The sequence below is a fragment of the Roseibium sp. LAB1 genome (assembly GCF_054658235.1).
Map to the genome: position 1 here is coordinate 192,973 of NZ_BAAGIB010000001.1, position 19,795 is coordinate 212,767.

The following is a 19,795-nucleotide window of genomic DNA, read 5'->3' on the forward strand; positions in this document are numbered from 1 at the left end:
AGTGGCGCGAGTGACGGGGCTCGAACCCGCGACCTCCGGCGTGACAGGCCGGCACTCTAACCAACTGAGCTACACCCGCACATTCACGGTATCTGCACCATTTCCCGAACATACCGAAGTACTTCTTTGGGAAGTGGCGCGAGTGACGGGGCTCGAACCCGCGACCTCCGGCGTGACAGGCCGGCACTCTAACCAACTGAGCTACACCCGCTTCGTCAGGCAACGTGTTGTCGCCCTGAAGTGGCGCTGATGTACGGCGGCTGGTTTTGGAAGTCAAGCACCCTATTCGGTCCGAATTGCCGTTTTTTGACAAAGCAGCGCCCAAACGCGGGTTTTCCCCAAGCCCGCTTTGCCATTCAATGTGGATAACTTCCTGTTTCGTAACGGAATTATCGGCGTTGAAACGTGCCGGTTTCGGGCAGGCTTCGCCTAAATGACTTTCGCCAGCTCATAAAATCACTCATGGCCGCGCAGATTCTGTCGGCTTGGCTGCAACTTATTCCGCCGGCACCAGACGCGTGTCGCGCAGCAGGCCTTCCTTGGCAAGAATTGGAACGGCAGCGGCAGCGAACAGGGAATTGATTTCCTTCAGGCTGCGCATCACCTCCAGATGGGCATTGCTCGATTCCATGCTCTGGATGGATTTCGACTTCAATCGCTCCAGGTGACGGTTGTGACTCTCCCGCTCGAGACTGCGCATCTTGTCCTTTTCCGCAATCAGCTCCCGCGCCGAGGCGACATCGGCCGAAACCAGAACGTTGAGCGCCAGTTCCATGTTTGCCAGAACACGATCATGCATCCATGTCAGCTCTCTCAGTCCCTCCTGCGAAAAGCTGATCTTGTTTTTCTGCAGTTCAAGGGCAAGTTCGAGCAGGTTCTTCGCGACAAGGTCTCCGGCCCGCTCCAGATTGACCGCGAATCCGACCAGTTCCATGCTTCGCTCCGCCTGCTCGCCGGTCAGTTCGCCCCGGTTTACCTCCGCGATGTAAAGTTTCACGGAGGAATGGATCGCGTTGACTTGCGCATCAAGCTGCTGCAGCCGCCTGATTTCCGGTTCGCTACCTTTCTCCAGCATCATGAGCACCGGTCTTGCCATCACCTCGACCAGTTCCCCCATGCGCAGAAGCTCGCGTGTGGCACTCGCAAGGGCCAGCCTTGGATTGCCGACCAGTTGCTTATCGAGGGCGCTTTGCGGTGTCAGGCGGTCCCTCTCCTCTTCTTCCTGCCTGTCCGGCACCAGCCGCTCGACAAGCCAGGCAACCGGCTTTGTCAGGGGAAGGCAGGCAACAACCAGCGAGAGATTGAAGAGCACATGAACAGCAACGATCTGCTGGGCCGGGTCTGTACTGAGCACGTCCAAAGGCAAATCGTGGATCTTCAGCGCCAGCATGACCAGCACCGCCCCTGTTGACCTAAAGACGAAGTTTCCAAGCGGCAGAAGTTTGGCTTTGCGATCCATGCCCCGCGTCAACCACAGCGCGACAATGCCTGCGCCTATGTTTGCCCCTAGGACAAGCGGAATGGCCGCCTCGTGCGGCAGGCCGGTCTTTTGAACCAGGGCCGCAATCATCAGGACAGCCGCGACGCTGGAGTGCACCAGAAATGCCAGAAGCGCCCCGACAGCCATCGCCGTGGGTGTATCCTGCGCCAGATAACCGGCAAATTGCGGCATGAACCGCGCTTCCTTCAACGGCGTTGTGGCCTCGCCGATCATCTGCAGCGCAATCAGAATGAAGGCGATTCCCAGAAGAATGCGCCCGGTCTGCTTGGCCGATCGCGCGTCAAGCTTGAGAAACAGCCATGCACCGCCCCCCAGAAGCAACGGCACCAGCCAACTGAGATCGAAGACCAGAAATTGCACGACAAGCGCGGAACCGAGATCAGCCCCCAGCAGCACAGCCAGACCGGCAGCGGTGGAAATGAAGCCTGATGTCGCAAATCCGGCCGCCAGGATCGCAACCGCCGTGGCGCTTTGCAGCAGAATCGCAACAGCCGTTCCCGACATCGCACCTGCGATCGGTCCCGAGGACGCCTTGCCGATGGCCCGCCGAAGAGAAGGCCCGGCAGCCCTCTCAAACCCGGTTCGAACCATCCGGACCGCGTAGAGGAGCAGCATGACAGCCCCGAACATCTTGATGAAAACTAGGATTCCCATCGCGCCAAGTCACTACCTTTAATAATGTTTTTTATTTAGCCGTTGAAGCTTATCGGACAAAAAGGAAAAAGAAAACTCAGCATTCGAAGGGCAAACGAAATCAGCTCTCCGACAAATTCCCGGCAGGGAGCGGATCTGGCAATCGACTGTAAAAGCGTGAAGTTCAGAGGCTGAGAAGCTGCACTGCCATGCGCGTTGGCGCCAAACGGCAGAAAACACCCTGATGCAACGGCACCCTGGTCCCAAATGGCAGATTTCTTAGGGGAAATGGTGGGCGATGAGAGACTCGAACTCCCGACATCTTCGGTGTAAACGAAGCGCTCTACCAACTGAGCTAATCGCCCTCAACGAGGTGAGACGCCTTTTAGGGGGTCGTTTGCTGCTTGGCAAGAGCAAATTGTCAGAATTCCGTTTCCGCAACAAAGCCTGTGGATGACGGTTGGAACTGCTGGCAAACTGTTGTTCCGAACGACAGAGAAAGCCGCATCCATGCTGACGTCCCGCCGGTCATTTGTGACGAGGATTTTATCGGGCCTCGTCGGCCTGCCGCTTATGACCAGGCAAGTTTTCGCTCAGTCTGATGCAAGCCCGAAAGTGATCGTAGTCGGCGCAGGAATAGCGGGCCTTGCAGCCGGAAGAACACTTGCCGAGAGCGGCTTTTCCGTAACCATTCTCGAAGCAGGCCGGCGCATTGGTGGCCGGCTGCGCACCGACAGGTCTCTGGGAGCGCCTGCGGACCTTGGAGCGAGCTGGATCCACGGTACCCGGTCAAATCCCCTCACCGAGCTTGCAAGGCGCTTCTCGCAGCCTTTGTTCCAGTGGGACTATGACAACGAAGAAGTATTCGACCTGACCGGGAACGGTGGACGAGCAGTCGATCGTTTCGAGGCTTTCGCGAACGCCCTGGATGATTTTGCGGACAAGAACGACAGTTCCCTCACCCGCAGGTCCGTCGCCAGTGCCCTGGAAGCGGTGCGCCGGCAACGCTCCCTGACAGCACTTACAGATGCAGAGATCGGCTTTCTGGCGCATATCATGCTGGAACAGGAATTCGCCGCCGAGGCCACCGAGCTTTCGCTCGCCGGTGTTGAAGAAGGAACTGCGTTTGACGGCCCTGATGCAGTGCTCCCACAGGGATTCGACAAGATTGCGCTTGGTGTGTCGGAAGGATTGACCATCCTGACCGCAACGGAAGTAGATCGGATTGACTATTCGTCAAATGGCGTCAGCGTCGGATACGCGGAAAAGGTTCTTGAGGCGGATTTTGTCATCTGCGCTGTGCCGCTCGGCGTCCTGAAGTCCGAGGGAATCGCCTTCTCACCGCCTCTTCCAACTGCCAAGCGCAACGCCATCAACGACCTGGGAATGGGCTTGCTCGACAAGATCTATCTGTCGTTCCCGGAACTCTTCTGGGACGAAACCATCCACAATTTCGGCCGAATAACCGCCGCTCCCGATACCTTTGCCTATTGGCCAAATCTGTTTCCTGTCACAGGAAAACCGATTCTGTGCGCACTGAATGTCGGAAGTTTTGCACTGGAACTTGAAAAACTCAGTGAAGAAGACCGCCGGCGCATTGCCTTTGAAGCACTTCAGACCATGTTCGGTCGTGACATACCGCCCCCCGCAGCCAGCGTAAGTTCCGCCTGGCAACGTGACCCATGGACTCGAGGCTCATATTCGTTCCTGCCCGTTGGAGGGGGACCAGGGAACAGGAAGACACTGGCTGCAGACCTTAGTGGACGGGTATTCTTTGCAGGAGAAGCAACGGCTTCCGACTATCCGGCAACGGTCCACGGCGCCTGGCTTTCCGGCCAACGCGCCGCGCGCGATGTGATCGGAAGCGCTAGGTAAAGCTACTGGAACCTGTAGGCGAACTGGAGCATGTCAGTGAGCCCGCGTTGCGGATTGTCTGCTGCTAGTCCGTTCTGATTGAAAAACTGCACCAGACGGGCAATCCCCTGCTGGTCGTTCGGCCCTCTCGGAGGCGGTTGCTCCATGAGTTTGGCTGCAATTATCCAGGACATCGTGCGGCGAAAGCGGTTCTGGTTTGCGCTGAATTCCGGGTTGCTGGCCGCACGTTCGAACAATCCGCCCCAGGCCTGATTCACGGCATCGTTGATCGCTTCAATGCGAATGAAGCCAGCCTTGTTCGGACTGCGCGCCTTGTTGAGAAGGTGGTCGATGTTGTAGCCAGCAAGATCCGACGGTGCCGCCTTGATCCCATAGACCTGATCGACGAAACGCAGCCAGGCTTTCTGGTAGGAAGAATAGCCCGCCCTCACCCAGACGCTGGCATTTTCATCCGCGTTGCCCGGCTTCTGCACGATAGCAACATTTTTCAGGCTGCTTCTGCCGGCCTTGCCGGTTTCAACGTCATCATCGAAATCATCAAGGAAAACGAGGCGGCCGAGGGCTTCGGGGTGTTCCACCTGGACCTGAACAAGAGGGTTGCGGACCCAGGCATCAAAAAGCGCGCGCTGGCGCCTGCGGATCAAGGCTTGCAGTGACATTCGAGCTCCTGTCGAGCAATTCGCATCACCTCACGACAGTCGGAATATAATGCATTAAGGGCAAATCGACAGCCCTCAACTTCAAATTGACCTGCCGACAACAGAAAACCCCGCATCCGTTTCCGGATACGGGGTTCAGCGAAGAAATCGCAAGCAAACGCTATTAGGCGTTTACGGCGTCCTTCAGGCCTTTGCCGGCCTTGAACTTCGGCGTCTTAGAAGCCGGGATCTGAATCGTTTCGCCAGTCCGCGGGTTACGACCTTCGGTTGCTGCACGTTCGGAAACAGTGAAGTTACCAAAACCGATGATGCGGACTTCGTCGCCGCTCTTCAGCGTTTGCGTAACAGCATCAAAAGTTGCGTCAACTGCTTCGCCTGCCTGCGCCTTGGTGAGGCCGGTCTTTTCTGCAACAGCTGCGATCAGATCGTTCTTATTCATAGCAGATACCTTTCTAAGAAACGGCAGAGTGCCGACGATTCCTGTCAGCGCCGTTGCGCGAAATTCGGTTGATTTGAACTGAAACGCAAGAGGTTTTTTCGCAGAAAACAGCCATTTTGACCGATTATTCAAAAGAAAAGCCCCGGTTTTCCCGGGGCTTTCCGATTTGTGCGCTGCAATGTCGCGATCAGTGGGCAAGAACACCGGAGGTGTCATCTTCCTTTTCGCGCGCTTTGGTTGCAGCTTCATGAGCTGACTCATCCCATTCGATGGGTTCCGGCAAGCGAGTTAGCGCGTTTTTCAGCACCTCTTCCATGCCCGAGACCGGGATGATTTCAAGCGAGTTTTTGACCGAGTCCGGGATATCCGCCAGGTCCTTGGCATTGTCTTCCGGGATCATCACCAGCTTGATTCCCCCGCGAAGGGCAGCCAGCAATTTTTCCTTCAGACCGCCAATCGGCAGGATGCGACCACGCAGGGTGATTTCACCCGTCATGGCGACATCCCGGCGAACCGGAATACCGGTCATGGTCGAGATCACGGCCGTTGCCATGGCGATACCTGCGGACGGGCCATCCTTGGGAGTGGCGCCTTCCGGAACGTGGACGTGAATGTCCTTCTTCTCGAAGTTCGGCGGTTCGATACCGTAATCGATCGCACGCGAACGGACGTAGGACGCCGCTGCTGAAATCGATTCCTTCATCACGTCTTTCAGGTTGCCAGTCACGGTCATCTTGCCCTTGCCGGGCATCATCACGCCTTCGATGGTGAGCAGCTCGCCGCCGACTTCCGTCCAGGCAAGACCAGTCACGACACCGACCTGGTCTTCCAGCTCGGCTTCACCGTAGCGATAGCGCGGCACACCGAGATATTTCTCGACGACTTCACTCGTTACCGTGATGCTTTCCTTGTCGCTCATCAGGATGTCCTTGACCGCTTTACGGGCCAGGGTCGCCATTTCACGCTCAAGGTTACGCACACCGGCTTCACGGGTGTAGCGGCGCACAATGAAGTGAAGCGCTTCATCCTCGATGGAGAACTCGCCTTCGCGCAGGCCGTGATCCTTCTCGGCTTTCGGAATCAGGTGACGGCGGCAGATTTCCACCTTTTCCTCTTCCGTGTAGCCGGCGATGCGGATCACTTCCATACGATCCATCAGCGGGCCCGGAATATTCAGCGTGTTCGCCGTGGTCACGAACATCACATCCGACAGGTCGTATTCAACCTCCAGATAGTGGTCCATGAAGGACGAGTTCTGTTCCGGATCCAGCACTTCAAGAAGAGCAGAAGACGGATCGCCGCGGAAATCCATGCCCATCTTGTCGATTTCATCGAGCAGGAAGAGCGGATTGGATTTCTTGGCCTTCTTCATCGACTGGATGACCTTGCCGGGCATCGAGCCGATATACGTCCGGCGGTGACCGCGGATCTCCGCTTCGTCACGCACACCGCCAAGCGACATGCGAACGAATTCACGGCCGGTGGCCTTGGCAATCGACTTGCCGAGCGAGGTCTTGCCGACGCCGGGAGGTCCGACGAGGCAGAGGATCGGGCCGCGCAGCTTGTTAGCCCGGCTCTGAACCGCCAGATACTCAACAATACGTTCCTTGACCTTCTCAAGGCCATAGTGATCGGTATCAAGCACCTTCTCGGAAAAGGCCAGGTCGTGCTTGACCTTGGACTTCTTGTTCCACGGAATGCCGATCAGCCAATCCAGATAGTTTCGCACGACGGTCGCTTCCGCGGACATCGGGCTCATCTGCTTCAGCTTCTTGATCTCGGCAGCAGCGCGTTCGCGCGCTTCCTTGGTCAGCTTGGTCTTCTTGATCTTGTCTTCGAGTTCGGCAATCTCGTCGCGGCCGTCCTCGCTGTCGCCGAGTTCCTTCTGAATGGCCTTCATCTGCTCATTCAGATAATACTCACGCTGGGTCTTCTCCATCTGCCGCTTGACGCGGGACCGGATGCGCTTTTCCACCTGCAGGACGGAGATCTCGCTCTCCATCATGCCCAGAACGCGCTCAAGCCGCTCGGCGACGGAAACCACACCGAGGATTTCCTGCTTTTCCGGAATCTTGATCGCAAGATGGGAAGCAACCGTGTCGGCCAGCTTGGAATAATCGTCGATCTGATTGATTGCGCCCAGAACTTCCGGCGAAACCTTCTTGTTCAGTTTCACGTAGTTCTCGAACTCGGACACAACCGAGCGCGCAAGCGCTTCAACTTCAATGTTCTCGCCGTCACGCTCCGGCAAAACCGTTGCGGAGGCCTCAAAATAATCGGCACGGTCGGTGTATTCGCCGATCTGTGCACGTGCGCCGCCTTCCACCAGAACCTTGACCGTGTTGTCGGGCAACTTGAGAAGCTGCAATACTGTTGCCAGCGTGCCAACGTTGTAGATCTGGTCCGGGTTGGGGTCGTCGTCAGCCGCATTCATCTGTGTGGCCAGAAGAATGTGCTTGTCGGTGGTCATCACCTCTTCGAGCGCCTTGATTGACTTCTCGCGGCCGACGAACAGCGGCACGATCATATGCGGGAAGACAACGATGTCGCGCAGGGGCAAGACGGGGTAGACAGACGTGCTGTCCTGATCTGTGGCGCGAATTTCTGCGTCGCTCATTTTTTTTCCTTTCTCAGCGTGTCCCGGCCCCACTCGGTAAAAGGCAGCCAAAACACTGGAAAACGGCTCCGGACTTCAAGGTCCTGAAGGCCAGATCACGGCACCCCTGATGGGCGCGCCGACAATCCGCATAAGCCGTCCTTAGGCCTATTAGGTGGACACCAGACCTGCCGGTGTCAAGGCAATCGGTTGCTGCCCACAGGTCTTGTCTGTTGACGACTCGTTGCACCGGTGGAAAACGCCCCGGCCGTGGCACCTGACCGCCAAAAAACAAAATGCCGCTCGGAGGGAGCGGCATTTCGTCAAAGTCACTGGAAACAGCCTTCAGTGCCTCAGGCGCTGGTGGCCGACGTTTCTTCCCGGTCTTCGTAAATATAGAGCGGGCGAGCCTCGCCCTTCACGACTTCCGGAGAGATCACGACTTCCTTCACGCCCTTCAGGCCCGGCAGCTCGTACATGGTATCGAGCAGGATGGATTCCAGGATAGAGCGCAGGCCACGAGCACCGGTCTTGCGTTCGATGGCGCGGCGAGCGATCGCCTTGAGGGCTTCCTCGTGGAAGGAAAGTTCAACCTGTTCCATTTCGAAGAGACGCTGATACTGCTTGACCAGAGCGTTCTTGGGCTCTGTCAGGATCGTAACCAGGGCTTCCTCATCGAGGTCTTCCAGGGTCGCGATGACCGGCAGACGGCCGACGAATTCAGGGATAAGACCGAACTTGAGCAGATCTTCCGGTTCCAGCTCGGCAAACAGCTCGCCGATGCGGCGGTCTTCCGGTGCGTGGACCTTGGCCTGGAAACCGATGGAGGTCTGCGTGCCGCGATCGGAGATGATCTTGTCGAGGCCTGCAAACGCGCCACCACAGATGAACAGGATGTTGGTCGTGTCCACCTGCAGGAATTCCTGCTGCGGATGCTTGCGGCCACCCTGCGGCGGCACGGAAGCGACCGTGCCTTCCATGATCTTCAGAAGTGCCTGCTGAACGCCTTCGCCCGAAACGTCGCGGGTGATCGACGGATTGTCGGCCTTGCGGCTGATCTTGTCGACCTCATCGATGTAGACGATGCCACGCTGCGCACGCTCGACATTGTAGTCGGCGGACTGCAAAAGCTTCAGGATGATGTTTTCAACGTCCTCACCCACATAACCGGCTTCGGTCAGCGTGGTGGCATCTGCCATGGTGAACGGCACGTCCAGAATGCGGGCGAGTGTCTGCGCAAGCAGGGTCTTGCCGCAACCGGTCGGACCGACCAGGAGGATGTTGGATTTCGCCAGCTCGACATCGTTGTTTTTCGATGCGTGATTGAGGCGCTTGTAATGGTTGTGAACGGCGACCGATAGAACCTTCTTCGCGCTGCCCTGTCCGATGACATAGTCATCCAGAACGTCGCGAATCTCCTGAGGGGTCGGGATACCGTCCCGCGACTTCACCAGCGAGGATTTGTTCTCCTCGCGGATGATATCCATGCACAGCTCGACACATTCATCGCAAATGAAAACAGTCGGGCCGGCGATCAGCTTGCGAACCTCATGCTGGCTCTTGCCGCAGAAGGAGCAGTATAGCGTATTCTTGGAATCGCTGCCGCTGGCCTTGGTCATGTAGTCAACCTCGCGTTTACGGGGAGTGTTTCCCCTTATCTCTCCGGTTGCGGCCGAATTATGACTGAACCGGTTCTGAAGTGGCGCACAGTCGCCACCTCACCATGTAATGTCATCATGCTTCGCCATTAAAAATCAATATAGGTTTAAGGCGAAGATGAAAACCCGGCATCTCCCGTGGATTTTCCGGCTTTAGGCCAGGAAATTCAATCCATGATTAAAGCCGGGTAAGTCCCTCACTTCTCGTCGTCGCCGATAAGCGTGTTGCGGTCGGTGATCACCTTGTCGACGATCCCGAATTCCTTTGCTTTTTCAGCGGTCATGAAGTTGTCACGTTCCAGCGCCTCCTCGACCTGGTCGAGAGTGCGGCCGGTGTGCTTCACGTAGATGTCATTCAGCCGGCGCTTCATGGCCAGGATTTCCTGTGCATGAAGCATGATATCAGCCGCCTGCCCGCGAAACCCGCCGGAGGGCTGGTGCACCATCACCCGCGCATTTGGCAGGATATAGCGCATGCCTTTCTCGCCTGCGGCAAGAAGAAGCGAGCCCATGGAGGCGGCCTGGCCGATGCAGAGCGTCGACACGGCCGGGCGGATGAACTGCATTGTGTCATAGATCGCAAGACCGGAAGTCACGAGACCTCCCGGCGAATTGATGTAGATCGCGATCTCTTTGGTCGGGTTTTCTGCTTCCAGATACAGAAGCTGAGCGCTTACCAGGGTTGCCACGTGATCCTCGACCGGGCCGGTCAGGAAGATGATGCGCTCCTTCAGCAGGCGCGAATAGATATCGAAGGCCCGCTCTCCCCGGTTGGTCTGCTCGACAACCATCGGCACGAGAGTGTTCATGTAGATATCGACAGGATCCTTCATACCTCATCCATATGCTTGAGATGTTGCCCGGAAAATCTCCGGACAGGAAACAGGCCTTGAAGCGCATCGATTCAGGGCCTGACTCGAAAAAAGCGACACCCCGTATATATGGGATGTCGCCCTCAACGCAAAGTCATGACAGATGCGGCGTGAATGCAAGGTTAAATCTGCGGCCACATCTGGGGATAGACGGGAAAACCAACCAGCCAATTTGGCCGCTTTCGAGTGCGGGCACCCGAAAGCGGGTTGGCCTTAAGCCTCGTCTTCTTCCTCTGCGACCAGCTTCTCCAGCTCTTCCTTGGTCACCGTCTTGTCGGTCACCTTGGCGAGTTCCAGCATGTAGTCGACGACCTTCTCTTCGTAGATCGGCGCGCGCAGGGAAGCCAGGGCCTGCTGGTTATTCTTGTAGAATTCGAACACCTGCTGTTCCTGACCCGGGAACTGACGGACGCGGTCGTAAAGAGCACGCTGCAGTTCTTCGTCGGTCACCTGAATGTTGTTCTGCTCACCGATTTCGGAAAGAACCAGGCCGAGACGGACACGGCGCTCAGCGATCTTGCGGTATTCCGCCTTCGCTTCTTCTTCCGTGGTGTCTTCGTCTTCGAAGGTCTTCTCGTTGCGCTTCATGTCTTCTTCGACCTGACGCCAGACAACATCGAACTCGGAGTTCAGCAGTTTTTCCGGCAGATCGAACGAATAATGCTCGTCCAGCTTGTCGAGAAGCTGACGCTTGACGCGCTGACGGGTCATCTGACCGAACTGACCTTCGATCTGACCGCGGACGATTTCCTTCAACTTGTCGAGAGACTCAAGACCGAGGTTCTTTGCGAACTCGTCGTCAACCTTGGCTTCACCCGGAGCTGCAACTTCCTTGACGACGACATCAAAGGTCGCGGCCTTGCCGGCAAGATGTGCTGCCGGATAGTCTTCCGGGAAGGACACTTCGATGACTTTCTCGTCACCGGCCTTCACGCCAACCAGCTGCTCTTCGAAGCCCGGGATGAACTGACCGGAGCCGAGAACCAGCATGCCGTTTTCGTCGGCACCGCCTTCAAATGGCTCACCGTCGATCTTGCCCAGGTAGGACATGGTCACACGGTCACCATCTGCCGCTGCGCCGTCCTTTGCGTCGAACGGAGCGTTGTTCTTGGCAATCTGCGTAACCTGCTCGTCGACTTCCTCTTCGGCGATTTCAACGACCGGACGCTCGATTTCGATACCGGCGAAATCGACGATCTCGAAGCTCGGCAGAATGTCGTAGGTCATTTTGAAGGAAAGATCAGCGTCACCAGCCATGATCTTCTCGGCATCTTCTTCCGGCAGATCGATTTCCGGGGTCAGAGCCGGGCGCTCGGAGCGCTCCTCAACGGCCTTCTGGGTGGTTTCCTGGATGGTGTTCGACAGGATCTCGGCCATGGCCTGACGGCCATACATCTTTTTCAGATGGGCCAGCGGTACCTTGCCCGGGCGGAAGCCCTTGATGTTGGCCTTGGATTTCAGGTCGGCCATGTAATCGTCGAGCTTGGCGGCGAGATCACCAGCCGGGATGTCGATTTTCAGCTCACGCTTGAGGCCCTCGGAGAGGGTTTCGGTTACCTGCATGGGTTTTGTCGTCCTCGGTCCCGAGCGGCAATCCGCCCCGGAGGTTTCGTTTTTAAAATCCCGTGTGCCGCATTGCCTGCACTCCCCTTTTGCCGGGAGCGTTCAAACGGCCATGCATCGCCTTGAAGAGACTCCAAGACGCACGATGGGAGCGCGATACTGCGTAGGCCCGAAAGTGTCAAGGGGAGAGCGGGGTTTTGCCGGAGTAAATCGCCTAAAATCAGCTCTTTTGGTCATGTGGTTTGGTCGCTGCCGAACACCCGGGACCAAATCCGCCGTCCTCTACGCACGGCCGAATTGAGCCCCCCGTCAATTGCTGCCGGACACCTGCGGACGCCTGCACATCCCACGCCTGCGTTTGAGCGAGACAACGCCCAATAGTGAAGCCACACAACAGCCAGAACTCCGGATCTGTCTGGAAACGCATTATCAAGGGTCAGTTGAGAAAATTTGATGAGCCGGTGCGAGGCGCATTCCGACTTCCTGCCAGAGCCTTTGCAAAAAACACATGGCAGTATGAAACACTGCTGCTGCCGCAGACCACCGGTGTCAGCATGGCAAGAAGATCAGAATTTCATAGAACAATGGTGCGGATGGAGGGACTTGAACCCCCACGCCTTGCGGCACCAGAACCTAAATCTGGCGTGTCTACCAATTTCACCACATCCGCATCGCAAGCGGTACTCAGGCACCCCGCGATTGAAGCGGGGCCTCTATAACATCGCTGATTTTCCCGTCAAAGGAAAAAGCTGTGCCCTGCCTCACCGGAAATCGGATTTCTCCACAAGCAGGCGAAGCGCGGATTTCAGCGCAGCCTCCAGATCCTCCGCAGTCAGCCCTGGCCCGGCCTCCCGGCCGGCTTCACCATGAAGCCAGACTGCCATCGCAGCCGCTTCGAACCCCGGAACACCCTGAGCCAGCAGACCGACCACGATTCCCGCCAGCACATCACCGGACCCTGCCGTTGCCAGCCACGGAGGCGCATTGCAGTTGATTGCCGCGCGCCCGTCGGGCGCTGCAACGACAGTGTCCGGCCCTTTCAGAATCACCACCGCAGCGGACCGCCGAGCCGCGTCCCTCGCGCGGATCAGCTTGTCACCAGCAAGATCCGGAAAAAGGCGGGCGAATTCGCCTTCGTGCGGCGTCAGAACTACCGGTTCGGGATGCGCCTTGACCCGATCGAATAAGGAACCCGGGTCGGCAGCGAAACTTGTCAGGGCGTCGGCATCAAGAACACTCGCCCTTGAACTGCCCAGGATGTCCGCAACTGCCGAACAGGTCTTCTCTCCAACACCGTATCCAGGGCCAATCAGAACTGCATTGAGACGCCTGTCGGACAAAAGTTGCCGGATACCGTCTTCCGGTCCCACCTTCTTCAGCATCACTGCCGTCAGATGGCACGCGTTGACCATCAGCGCATCTGGAGGTGAGGCCAAGGTGACCAGACCCGCCCCTGCCCTCAAGGCTGCCCCAGCCGACAGTCGCGCAGCTCCGGTTGCCGTGACCGGGCCACCGAAAACAACGGCATGGCCTTTCGAATATTTGTGTCCTGTCGGCGCGGACCGGGGCCATTTGCCAAGCCAGAGACCCGGATCGTTCGCGAACGCAGCGGGTGTGATCTGATCGAGCACGGCCGCATCAATGCCTATCTGGGCGACGGTAACCCGGCCACATGCCTGCCGTCCGGGATAAAGCAGATGTCCGGGTTTTTGACGGAAGAAGGTAACGGTCTCTTGCGCGTTGATCGCTTCGCCGTCAATCACGCCATTCGCCCCCTGGACACCGGACGGAAGATCCACCGCAAGAACAGATTTGCCTGCCTCGTTGACGGCTTTTACCAGGTCTTTGACACTTCTGCTGAGCGCACGGTCCAACCCGGCGCCGAACAGGGCATCCACAATCAGATCCGCCCCCTTCAGCGAAGCGATCAAATCGCTTGCGATCTGATCGTCTTCAGCAGCAGGCAGCCAGGAAACCTCCATGCGTCGGAAGGCATCAAGCGCATCTCCCGTCAGAACGTCCGGCGTCTTCAGCAATCGAACGTCGACACGATAACCGGCCGCCGCCAGACAACGCGCCGCAATGAATCCATCACCGCCATTGTTGCCGGGGCCGCACAAAACCACAATGCGACCGGAAGCTGGCGTCATTTGCGCTGCAGAGCGCGCCACCGCCTGGCCCGCGCACTCCATGAGATCAATACCCGGCACGCCGCCTTCTATTGTCAGGCTGTCGGCTTTTCCCATTTCCTGCGGGGTCAACAACGCGGTATCCAGGATTGTCTCGCGCTGGCTCATTTACACCTCTTGGATTGTCACATCCCCGTCCCGCAAGCACCGAGCCTGATCTTGAACCGGGCCTTTTGCCTCATGCAAGGGGGACGGAAATGCGAATGGCCACGCCTTTGGCGGTGAATTGCCGGTCGATCTTGCCACTCATCTCGCCTGCCACCAAAGCTTCCATGAGCCTGCTGCCGAAACCGAAGTTTGTCGGAGCCTCAACCGCCTTGCCGGTCTCCTCAATCCAGTCAAGTTCAAGCCGCTTGCCTTTTTTCTCCGGCAGGACTTTCCAGACCACCTCGAACCGGCCGTCTTCGGCGAAGACGTCGGAATATTTCATCGCATTCGTCGCCAGCTCGTGAAACACCAGACCAAGCGCGTGGGTTCCGGTCTCGCTCAATTGAACCGACGGCCCCGCGAGTTTGATGCCCATGGCTCCCTCGCCGAACACCTGCTCCAGTTCCTGCAGAAGCAACGCCTTGAGATCAGCCTTTGACCACCTCGACCGGGTCAACAGATCCTGTGCATTCGCCATTGCCTGCAAGCGCGAGCTGAAGGACTCGTTGAATTCTTCCAGGCTTTCGGAAGCACCGGCAGTCTGACGCGCAATCGCGAGAATACGGGCAATCGAATTCTTGATCCGGTGCTTCATTTCCTGAAGCATCAGGTCCTTTTCCTGGATCGTCTTTTCAGACATTTCCTTCAGCCGCTGATTGGCCTCACGTGCCCGCAACCGGGAGCGAATCGAAACCGCAAGAGCGGCGGAAAAGAGCAGCGACACCGAACCGAGCATGAAGGTTCGCCAATAAAGAAATGCATTGTCCTTTGATGCCGCTTCGATGACCGAGATTTCCCACATCCGTCCACCGACCTCGATCTGCCGTGTGACGAAATTTTCCGCCTCGCCGGCCCGCTCTTCGAAACCTTCCGAAGTATAGAGATGTTCCGGCTCCTCGTCCGTGACATCGGTGGTGTTGACCAGGACCGGGACCGGGGTTGGTGACGTCAGCGCCGCCTTGTGAAGGTCGCCGGCACGGAACGGGGCATAGACAAAGCCCTCGATGCGCTCCTCACCGTTCAGCGTTTCCCCGCTGGCTTCATCTTCGGTCGTCAGTGGCAGATAGGCCAGAAATCCGGTTTGCTTTTCCTCGGTGATTTCCTGAACAAGCATGACAGGGGCCGACGCCTTGACGGAAAAACTTTCCGCGGACGCCAGCATGGCCTTGCGGCGGGTTTCGTCGCTGAACATGTCGAAACCGAGCGCTGCCTTGTTGCGCAGATCAAGCGGCTCAAGCAACACGATGGGTGTACGATGTGCCTGGTCGGTCGCCGGCCAGACCTGACGTTCCAGCTCATAGTTTTGTTGCAGAACCTGGCTCGCCCTGTCTTCGCTGCCGGTCTGCATCAGCTTGGCGAACCCGATTCCCTGCATGCCCGACAAATGGCCTTTCAGGAAAAGACCCAAGGCAAAGCTCTGAAACTTGGGCCGGGACATCGACCCGCCGTCAGCCTCGAAAAACGAATGCGTTGCCGCAATGAGAGAAAAATTCTGTTCGGTGCGCCCGCGGATGCGGTCAATGGCTTCTTCGGCGAGTATCTCGAACTCGCGCCGCTCAACTGCCCGTTCCCTATCAAGAATGACATAGGTGAGCGACAGGCCTATCGCAGCACTTATCACGAACACAAGAAGGGGAATGTGTCTTTTCATCACCGCTGGCCTGATCCTGGAAGAGCGTCTGGAAGCAACAGAATTAGAAAGTTTTCGAAAGGCAGGCAACAAAAATCACTTGTAGTACAAACAGAATTATTCACTGAACGATCATAACATTTGTTAATTTCAATATTCACCGAAGTATAAACGAACGTATTTTCCATAATTGATTTGCCGAAAGCAGAGTTGAAGGAGAATTACTCCGGCGCAGGAAGATATTCAACACCAGCCTCAGACCCGGATCAGGTCTTCGGGCGTCTCTCGTCGAACGTTGTATTCTTTTTTCGGAAACGACAGGCTGTAGCTGATACCCTCTTTGGACACGCTGAACTCAGCAGCCCCGTTCAGGGATTGCGGCAACACCGTTTCCAGCAGCAGGGTCGAAAAAGCGGTTCTGGCGGTATCGGCCTTGCCTGAGGCGACACTCTCTTTTGAACAAGACCCAGCAGTGCGTTCAGCTTTCCAGGCAATAACCAGATGTGCCTGCCCCTGCTCCAGCGTCGTTTTGCAGCTCAGTGATATCCCGCGAATATCCGTGGCCACCCGTTCCCCAATGGTTGAGGCAATCAGCTCATGCAGACCCAGGCCGACATAAAGCGCGGCATTGGGCGTCAGCAGCGGGTTTTCGCCGCTCGTCGAGATGGCAACCGCACGCCTTGCATCGAACAGGGACATCTGGGACCGGGCAAGTTGGAACAGGCGTACGCCGAACCAGTCCGATTCCGTAACAAGATCTTGGGAATTGGACAGGGAAAAGATCCGCCCCTGAAACTCGCCAAGAAACTGCTCAATGGACTCTGAATATCTGGCGGATTGGGTTGCGAGGCTTTGAATGACCGCCAACAGGTTCTTCGACCGGTGACTGACCTCGAGCAGCAAGTCCCTCAGTACTTGCTCGCGCCTCCGGCTGTCCGTGACATCGACAATCGTTGTCAGAACCTGGGGGATATCTCTGACACCGGCGATTGTTTCTATGTGGATTTCGAAGATGTGGCCACCGTCCGCCAGAATTTCCAGCTTGATCGTCTGACCAGTCGCAAGCACCACCTTCTTTGCCTCATCAAGCTGCTTGCCAATGGATGCGCCGAAGACGGTTTCGTCTTTCGGAGCCTCGCCTGAAGGCACTGACCACATGCGCGGCAGGTTCGCTATATAGAGATAATTGAGCGCATCGTCCTGCAATGTCACGCAGGCATGCGACCGCAGCAAGGCGAGAATAAGATATTCTCGAAGCTGCTCATCAGACTGGCTGGCATTGTGCCAAGTGAGCCTGCGCACGGGTATCCTCACACCATTTCGAATAACGGACGCGACGTACGTTAGCGCCCTGCAGATCCGGCAGGACTGCAATTACCTTCGTAGCACGCCGGCGATTAGCGAAAGCACAAAAACTGCAAGAAACAATCCGACCAGGATTTGGGCAACCGAAGTTGACGCGCTCGCCACTCCTACAAACCCGAACAAACCCGCAACAAGCGCAATGGCCATCAGAGCCAAAGCATAAAAAAGCATAGCCGTCTCCATTTTCCAGTTTGTCGGGAACGCACGACGCGGCGTAAGGTTCCCTATCGGAGAAGAGCTCACGACAACAGTTGGTCACCGGACCGAGAACTGAAACTGCCTTACCGGAACAACCGAATGACTGGAGATTGTGCAGTTTCATGCAACCAGTGCATAGGACCGCTTCATTCGATCGCTAAAATTCAGCCTATTTTTTAGGCTCTTTGCTTATTTTGTGGTCATATGACAAACGTGACGGGTGAATAGCAATCACCCGGCTGGAGGAATTTGCCGCTTTTAGTGGCGGATTTCCCTGCACGGGTAAAATTTCCGGGTTGCCATGCCCGATTGGCACACATCGTGCTTTATAGCTTGCAACGGTCCCTTCCGGGCCCGGCCGGGTCGTTTTGACCCGATCGTTCGGAAAAGGGCACGCCGAATTTATCCGGCCTTAAAAGTGGAGAGAGACACAAGGTGATGAAAAAGATCGAGGCGATCATCAAACCCTTCAAGTTGGACGAGGTCAAAGAAGCTCTGCAAGAGGTCGGTCTCCAGGGCATCACCGTCACGGAAGCCAAGGGTTTCGGCCGGCAGAAGGGGCACACGGAACTCTATCGTGGCGCCGAATATGTCGTGGATTTCCTGCCGAAGGTGAAGGTGGAAATTGTGCTTGGCGACGACATGGTTGAAAAAGCCGTTGACGCCATCCGATCCGCTGCGCAAACAGGCCGCATTGGCGACGGCAAGATCTTTGTTTCAAATATCGAAGAAGCAGTCCGTATCCGTACCGGTGAATCCGGCATAGACGCTATCTGACCCACCCATTCCGGCAACCGCCGGCAATCCGAATTCCGGTCCCACGCAACGGAGCCAAATTTAAGACACTCTGCCGGGCCGGAACAGTACCCAACCGTTCACATGAAAAACTAAAGGGATGGACACTATGACCACTGCCGCTGAAATCCTTAAGGAGATTCAGGAAAAAGACGTGAAATTCGTCGACCTGCGCTTTACCGATCCTAAGGGTAAAATGCAGCACGTCACCATGGACGTAGCACTCGTTGACGAAGACATGTTCGCTGAAGGCGTTGCTTTCGACGGCTCGTCCATTGCCGGCTGGAAGGCCATCAACGAGTCCGACATGATGCTGATCCTCGATCCGGAATCCGCACACATCGACCCGTTCTTCGCACAATCCACCATGGCGATCTTCTGTGACATCGTCGACCCGGTCACCGGCGAAGGCTACAACCGCGACCCGCGCATGACCGCGAAGAAGGCAGAAGCATACGTCAAGTCCGGCGGCTTCGGCGACACCGTTTTCGTTGGTCCGGAAGCTGAATTCTTCATGTTCGACGACGTCCGCTTCACTGCAGACCCGTACAACACCGGCTTCATGCTCGACAGCTCCGAGCTGCCGTCCAACATGGGCTCCGAATACGAAACCGGCAACCTTGGCCACCGTCCGCGCACCAAAGGCGGCTACTTCCCGGTTCCGCCGGTCGACAGCGCACAGGACATCCGTTCCGAAATGCTGTCCGTCATGGCTGAAATGGGCGTTCCGACCGAAAAGCACCACCACGAAGTGGCTGCTGCCCAGCACGAACTTGGCATGAAGTTCGACCACCTGACCCGTTGCGCCGACAACATGCAGAAGTACAAGTATGTCGTGCACCAGGTCGCACACGCCTACGGCAAGACCTCGACCTTCATGCCGAAGCCGGTTTTCGGCGACAACGGCACCGGCATGCACTGCCACCTGTCGATCTGGAACAACGGCGAGCCGACCTTTGCCGGCAACCAGTATGCCGATCTTTCGGAAAGCTGCCTGTACTTCATCGGCGGCATCCTGAAGCACGCCAAGGCACTGAACGCTTTCACCAACCCGTCGACCAACTCCTACAAGCGTCTGGTTCCGGGCTACGAAGCACCGGTTCTGCTGGCCTATTCCTCGCGTAACCGTTCGGCTTCCTGCCGTATTCCGTTCACCGCTTCTCCGAAGGCAAAGCGCGTTGAAGTCCGCTTCCCGGATCCGTCCGCGAACCCGTACCTCTGCTTCTCCGCTCTGCTGATGGCCGGCCTCGACGGGATCAAGAACAAGATCCACCCGGGCGACGCAATGGACAAGAACCTCTACGACCTTCCGGCGGAAGAGCTCGCAGAAATCCCGACCGTTTGCGGCTCCCTGCGTGAAGCACTGGAAGCAGTTGATGCGGACCGTGAGTTCCTGAAAGCTGGCGGTGTATTCGACGACGACCAGATTGATGCTTACATCGAACTGAAGATGGAAGAAGTCGAGCGTTTCGAAATGACCCCGCACCCGGTCGAATTCGACATGTACTACTCTGTCTGATCCCATCGGGTTCAAACAAACGGAAAGGCCGGGCATCTGCCCGGCCTTTTTGTATGTGTCCTGACACAAATCGACAGTTCAACAAACGCATGCCGCAGAGGATGAAGCCGGCTCGCAACAGACCATAAGGCATGCGTTCCCGATGGCCTTTTGGGT

Annotated in this window: 14 protein-coding genes and 4 tRNA genes; 3 read left to right on the plus strand and 15 right to left on the minus strand. The window is 56.9% G+C overall.

The features are described from left to right. Positions 1 to 2: 2 nt before the first annotated feature. The 4 genes from ACYQ54_RS00920 to ACYQ54_RS00935 form a co-directional block, all read right to left on the minus strand. Positions 3 to 79 (minus strand) — tRNA-Asp (locus tag ACYQ54_RS00920). Between the two features lie 55 nt (positions 80 to 134). After that, positions 135 to 211, minus strand: a tRNA-Asp gene (locus ACYQ54_RS00925). A 285-nt stretch (positions 212 to 496) separates the two neighbouring features. After that, positions 497 to 2,155, minus strand: a complete 1,659-nt coding sequence (locus tag ACYQ54_RS00930) for a Na/Pi cotransporter family protein (RefSeq protein WP_460078499.1) — start codon at positions 2,153 to 2,155, stop codon at positions 497 to 499. 268 nt (positions 2,156 to 2,423) lie between these two features. Next, positions 2,424 to 2,499, minus strand: a tRNA-Val gene (locus ACYQ54_RS00935). Between the two features lie 208 nt (positions 2,500 to 2,707). On the opposite strand from ACYQ54_RS00935, the gene ACYQ54_RS00940 reads away from it, so the two are divergent. Next, a complete protein-coding gene (locus ACYQ54_RS00940) occupies positions 2,708 to 4,009 on the plus strand; it encodes a flavin monoamine oxidase family protein (RefSeq protein WP_460078501.1) in 1,302 nt (433 codons plus the stop codon). 2 nt (positions 4,010 to 4,011) lie between these two features. Here ACYQ54_RS00940 and ACYQ54_RS00945 read toward each other — a convergent pair whose 3' ends face one another. From ACYQ54_RS00945 to ACYQ54_RS00995, 11 genes are all read right to left on the minus strand, one after another. Then, positions 4,012 to 4,668 carry a hypothetical protein gene (locus ACYQ54_RS00945; protein WP_460078503.1) on the minus strand — a complete coding sequence of 219 codons (657 nt, stop codon included), beginning with the start codon at positions 4,666 to 4,668 and terminating at the stop codon, positions 4,012 to 4,014. Positions 4,669 to 4,831: 163 nt separating this feature from the next. Continuing rightward, on the minus strand, positions 4,832 to 5,107 hold the full coding sequence (locus ACYQ54_RS00950; RefSeq protein WP_006934728.1) for an HU family DNA-binding protein: 276 nt from the start codon (positions 5,105 to 5,107) through the stop codon (positions 4,832 to 4,834). A gap of 187 nt (positions 5,108 to 5,294) precedes the next feature. Beyond that, positions 5,295 to 7,724 carry an endopeptidase La gene (gene lon / locus ACYQ54_RS00955; protein WP_460078506.1) on the minus strand — a complete coding sequence of 810 codons (2,430 nt, stop codon included), beginning with the start codon at positions 7,722 to 7,724 and terminating at the stop codon, positions 5,295 to 5,297. 332 nt (positions 7,725 to 8,056) lie between these two features. Then, complete coding sequence (gene clpX, locus ACYQ54_RS00960; RefSeq protein ID WP_460078507.1) at positions 8,057 to 9,322, minus strand: ATP-dependent Clp protease ATP-binding subunit ClpX; 1,266 nt, start codon at positions 9,320 to 9,322, stop codon at positions 8,057 to 8,059. A 236-nt stretch (positions 9,323 to 9,558) separates the two neighbouring features. Continuing rightward, positions 9,559 to 10,194: an ATP-dependent Clp protease proteolytic subunit gene (locus ACYQ54_RS00965; RefSeq protein WP_460078508.1), complete on the minus strand. Its 636-nt coding sequence runs from the start codon at positions 10,192 to 10,194 to the stop codon at positions 9,559 to 9,561. A 252-nt stretch (positions 10,195 to 10,446) separates the two neighbouring features. Then, on the minus strand, positions 10,447 to 11,796 hold the full coding sequence (gene tig, locus ACYQ54_RS00970; protein ID WP_460078509.1) for a trigger factor: 1,350 nt from the start codon (positions 11,794 to 11,796) through the stop codon (positions 10,447 to 10,449). Positions 11,797 to 12,381: 585 nt separating this feature from the next. Continuing rightward, positions 12,382 to 12,466: transfer RNA gene (locus ACYQ54_RS00975), tRNA-Leu, on the minus strand. A gap of 91 nt (positions 12,467 to 12,557) precedes the next feature. Continuing rightward, entirely contained in the window at positions 12,558 to 14,093 is a 1,536-nt protein-coding gene (locus ACYQ54_RS00980; RefSeq protein ID WP_460078512.1) for an NAD(P)H-hydrate dehydratase, read from the minus strand. A gap of 70 nt (positions 14,094 to 14,163) precedes the next feature. Beyond that, a complete protein-coding gene (locus tag ACYQ54_RS00985; RefSeq protein ID WP_460078514.1) occupies positions 14,164 to 15,783 on the minus strand; it encodes a CHASE domain-containing protein in 1,620 nt (539 codons plus the stop codon). A 234-nt stretch (positions 15,784 to 16,017) separates the two neighbouring features. Then, positions 16,018 to 17,064 (minus strand): sensor histidine kinase, encoded by a 1,047-nt coding sequence (locus ACYQ54_RS00990; protein WP_460078517.1) that lies wholly within the window; start codon positions 17,062 to 17,064, stop codon positions 16,018 to 16,020. Between the two features lie 72 nt (positions 17,065 to 17,136). After that, on the minus strand, positions 17,137 to 17,310 hold the full coding sequence (locus ACYQ54_RS00995) for a DUF1328 family protein (protein WP_460078519.1): 174 nt from the start codon (positions 17,308 to 17,310) through the stop codon (positions 17,137 to 17,139). Positions 17,311 to 17,763: 453 nt separating this feature from the next. Here ACYQ54_RS00995 and ACYQ54_RS01000 point away from each other — a divergent pair, with 453 nt between their 5' ends. Both ACYQ54_RS01000 and glnA read left to right on the plus strand, forming a co-directional pair. Next, positions 17,764 to 18,102 carry a P-II family nitrogen regulator gene (locus ACYQ54_RS01000; RefSeq protein ID WP_006934743.1) on the plus strand — a complete coding sequence of 113 codons (339 nt, stop codon included), beginning with the start codon at positions 17,764 to 17,766 and terminating at the stop codon, positions 18,100 to 18,102. Between the two features lie 127 nt (positions 18,103 to 18,229). Then, positions 18,230 to 19,639: a type I glutamate--ammonia ligase gene (gene glnA, locus ACYQ54_RS01005; protein ID WP_460078521.1), complete on the plus strand. Its 1,410-nt coding sequence runs from the start codon at positions 18,230 to 18,232 to the stop codon at positions 19,637 to 19,639. Positions 19,640 to 19,795: the final 156 nt, after the last annotated feature.

Bases quoted from the DNA above. Each gene is read 5' to 3' on its own strand.
- ACYQ54_RS00980 (WP_460078512.1), bottom strand. From the start codon at position 14,093: ATGAGCCAGCGCGAGACAATCCTGGATACCGCGTTGTTGACCCCGCAG.
- tig (WP_460078509.1), bottom strand. From the start codon at position 11,796: ATGCAGGTAACCGAAACCCTCTCCGAGGGCCTCAAGCGTGAGCTGAAA.
- ACYQ54_RS00985 (WP_460078514.1), bottom strand. From the start codon at position 15,783: ATGAAAAGACACATTCCCCTTCTTGTGTTCGTGATAAGTGCTGCGATA.
- ACYQ54_RS00950 (WP_006934728.1), bottom strand. From the start codon at position 5,107: ATGAATAAGAACGATCTGATCGCAGCTGTTGCAGAAAAGACCGGCCTC.
- ACYQ54_RS00945 (WP_460078503.1), bottom strand. From the start codon at position 4,668: ATGTCACTGCAAGCCTTGATCCGCAGGCGCCAGCGCGCGCTTTTTGAT.
- ACYQ54_RS00965 (WP_460078508.1), bottom strand. From the start codon at position 10,194: ATGAAGGATCCTGTCGATATCTACATGAACACTCTCGTGCCGATGGTT.
- lon (WP_460078506.1), bottom strand. From the start codon at position 7,724: ATGAGCGACGCAGAAATTCGCGCCACAGATCAGGACAGCACGTCTGTC.
- ACYQ54_RS00940 (WP_460078501.1), top strand. From the start codon at position 2,708: ATGACCAGGCAAGTTTTCGCTCAGTCTGATGCAAGCCCGAAAGTGATC.
- clpX (WP_460078507.1), bottom strand. From the start codon at position 9,322: ATGACCAAGGCCAGCGGCAGCGATTCCAAGAATACGCTATACTGCTCC.
- ACYQ54_RS00930 (WP_460078499.1), bottom strand. From the start codon at position 2,155: ATGGGAATCCTAGTTTTCATCAAGATGTTCGGGGCTGTCATGCTGCTC.
- glnA (WP_460078521.1), top strand. From the start codon at position 18,230: ATGACCACTGCCGCTGAAATCCTTAAGGAGATTCAGGAAAAAGACGTG.
- ACYQ54_RS01000 (WP_006934743.1), top strand. From the start codon at position 17,764: ATGAAAAAGATCGAGGCGATCATCAAACCCTTCAAGTTGGACGAGGTC.
- ACYQ54_RS00995 (WP_460078519.1), bottom strand. From the start codon at position 17,310: ATGGAGACGGCTATGCTTTTTTATGCTTTGGCTCTGATGGCCATTGCG.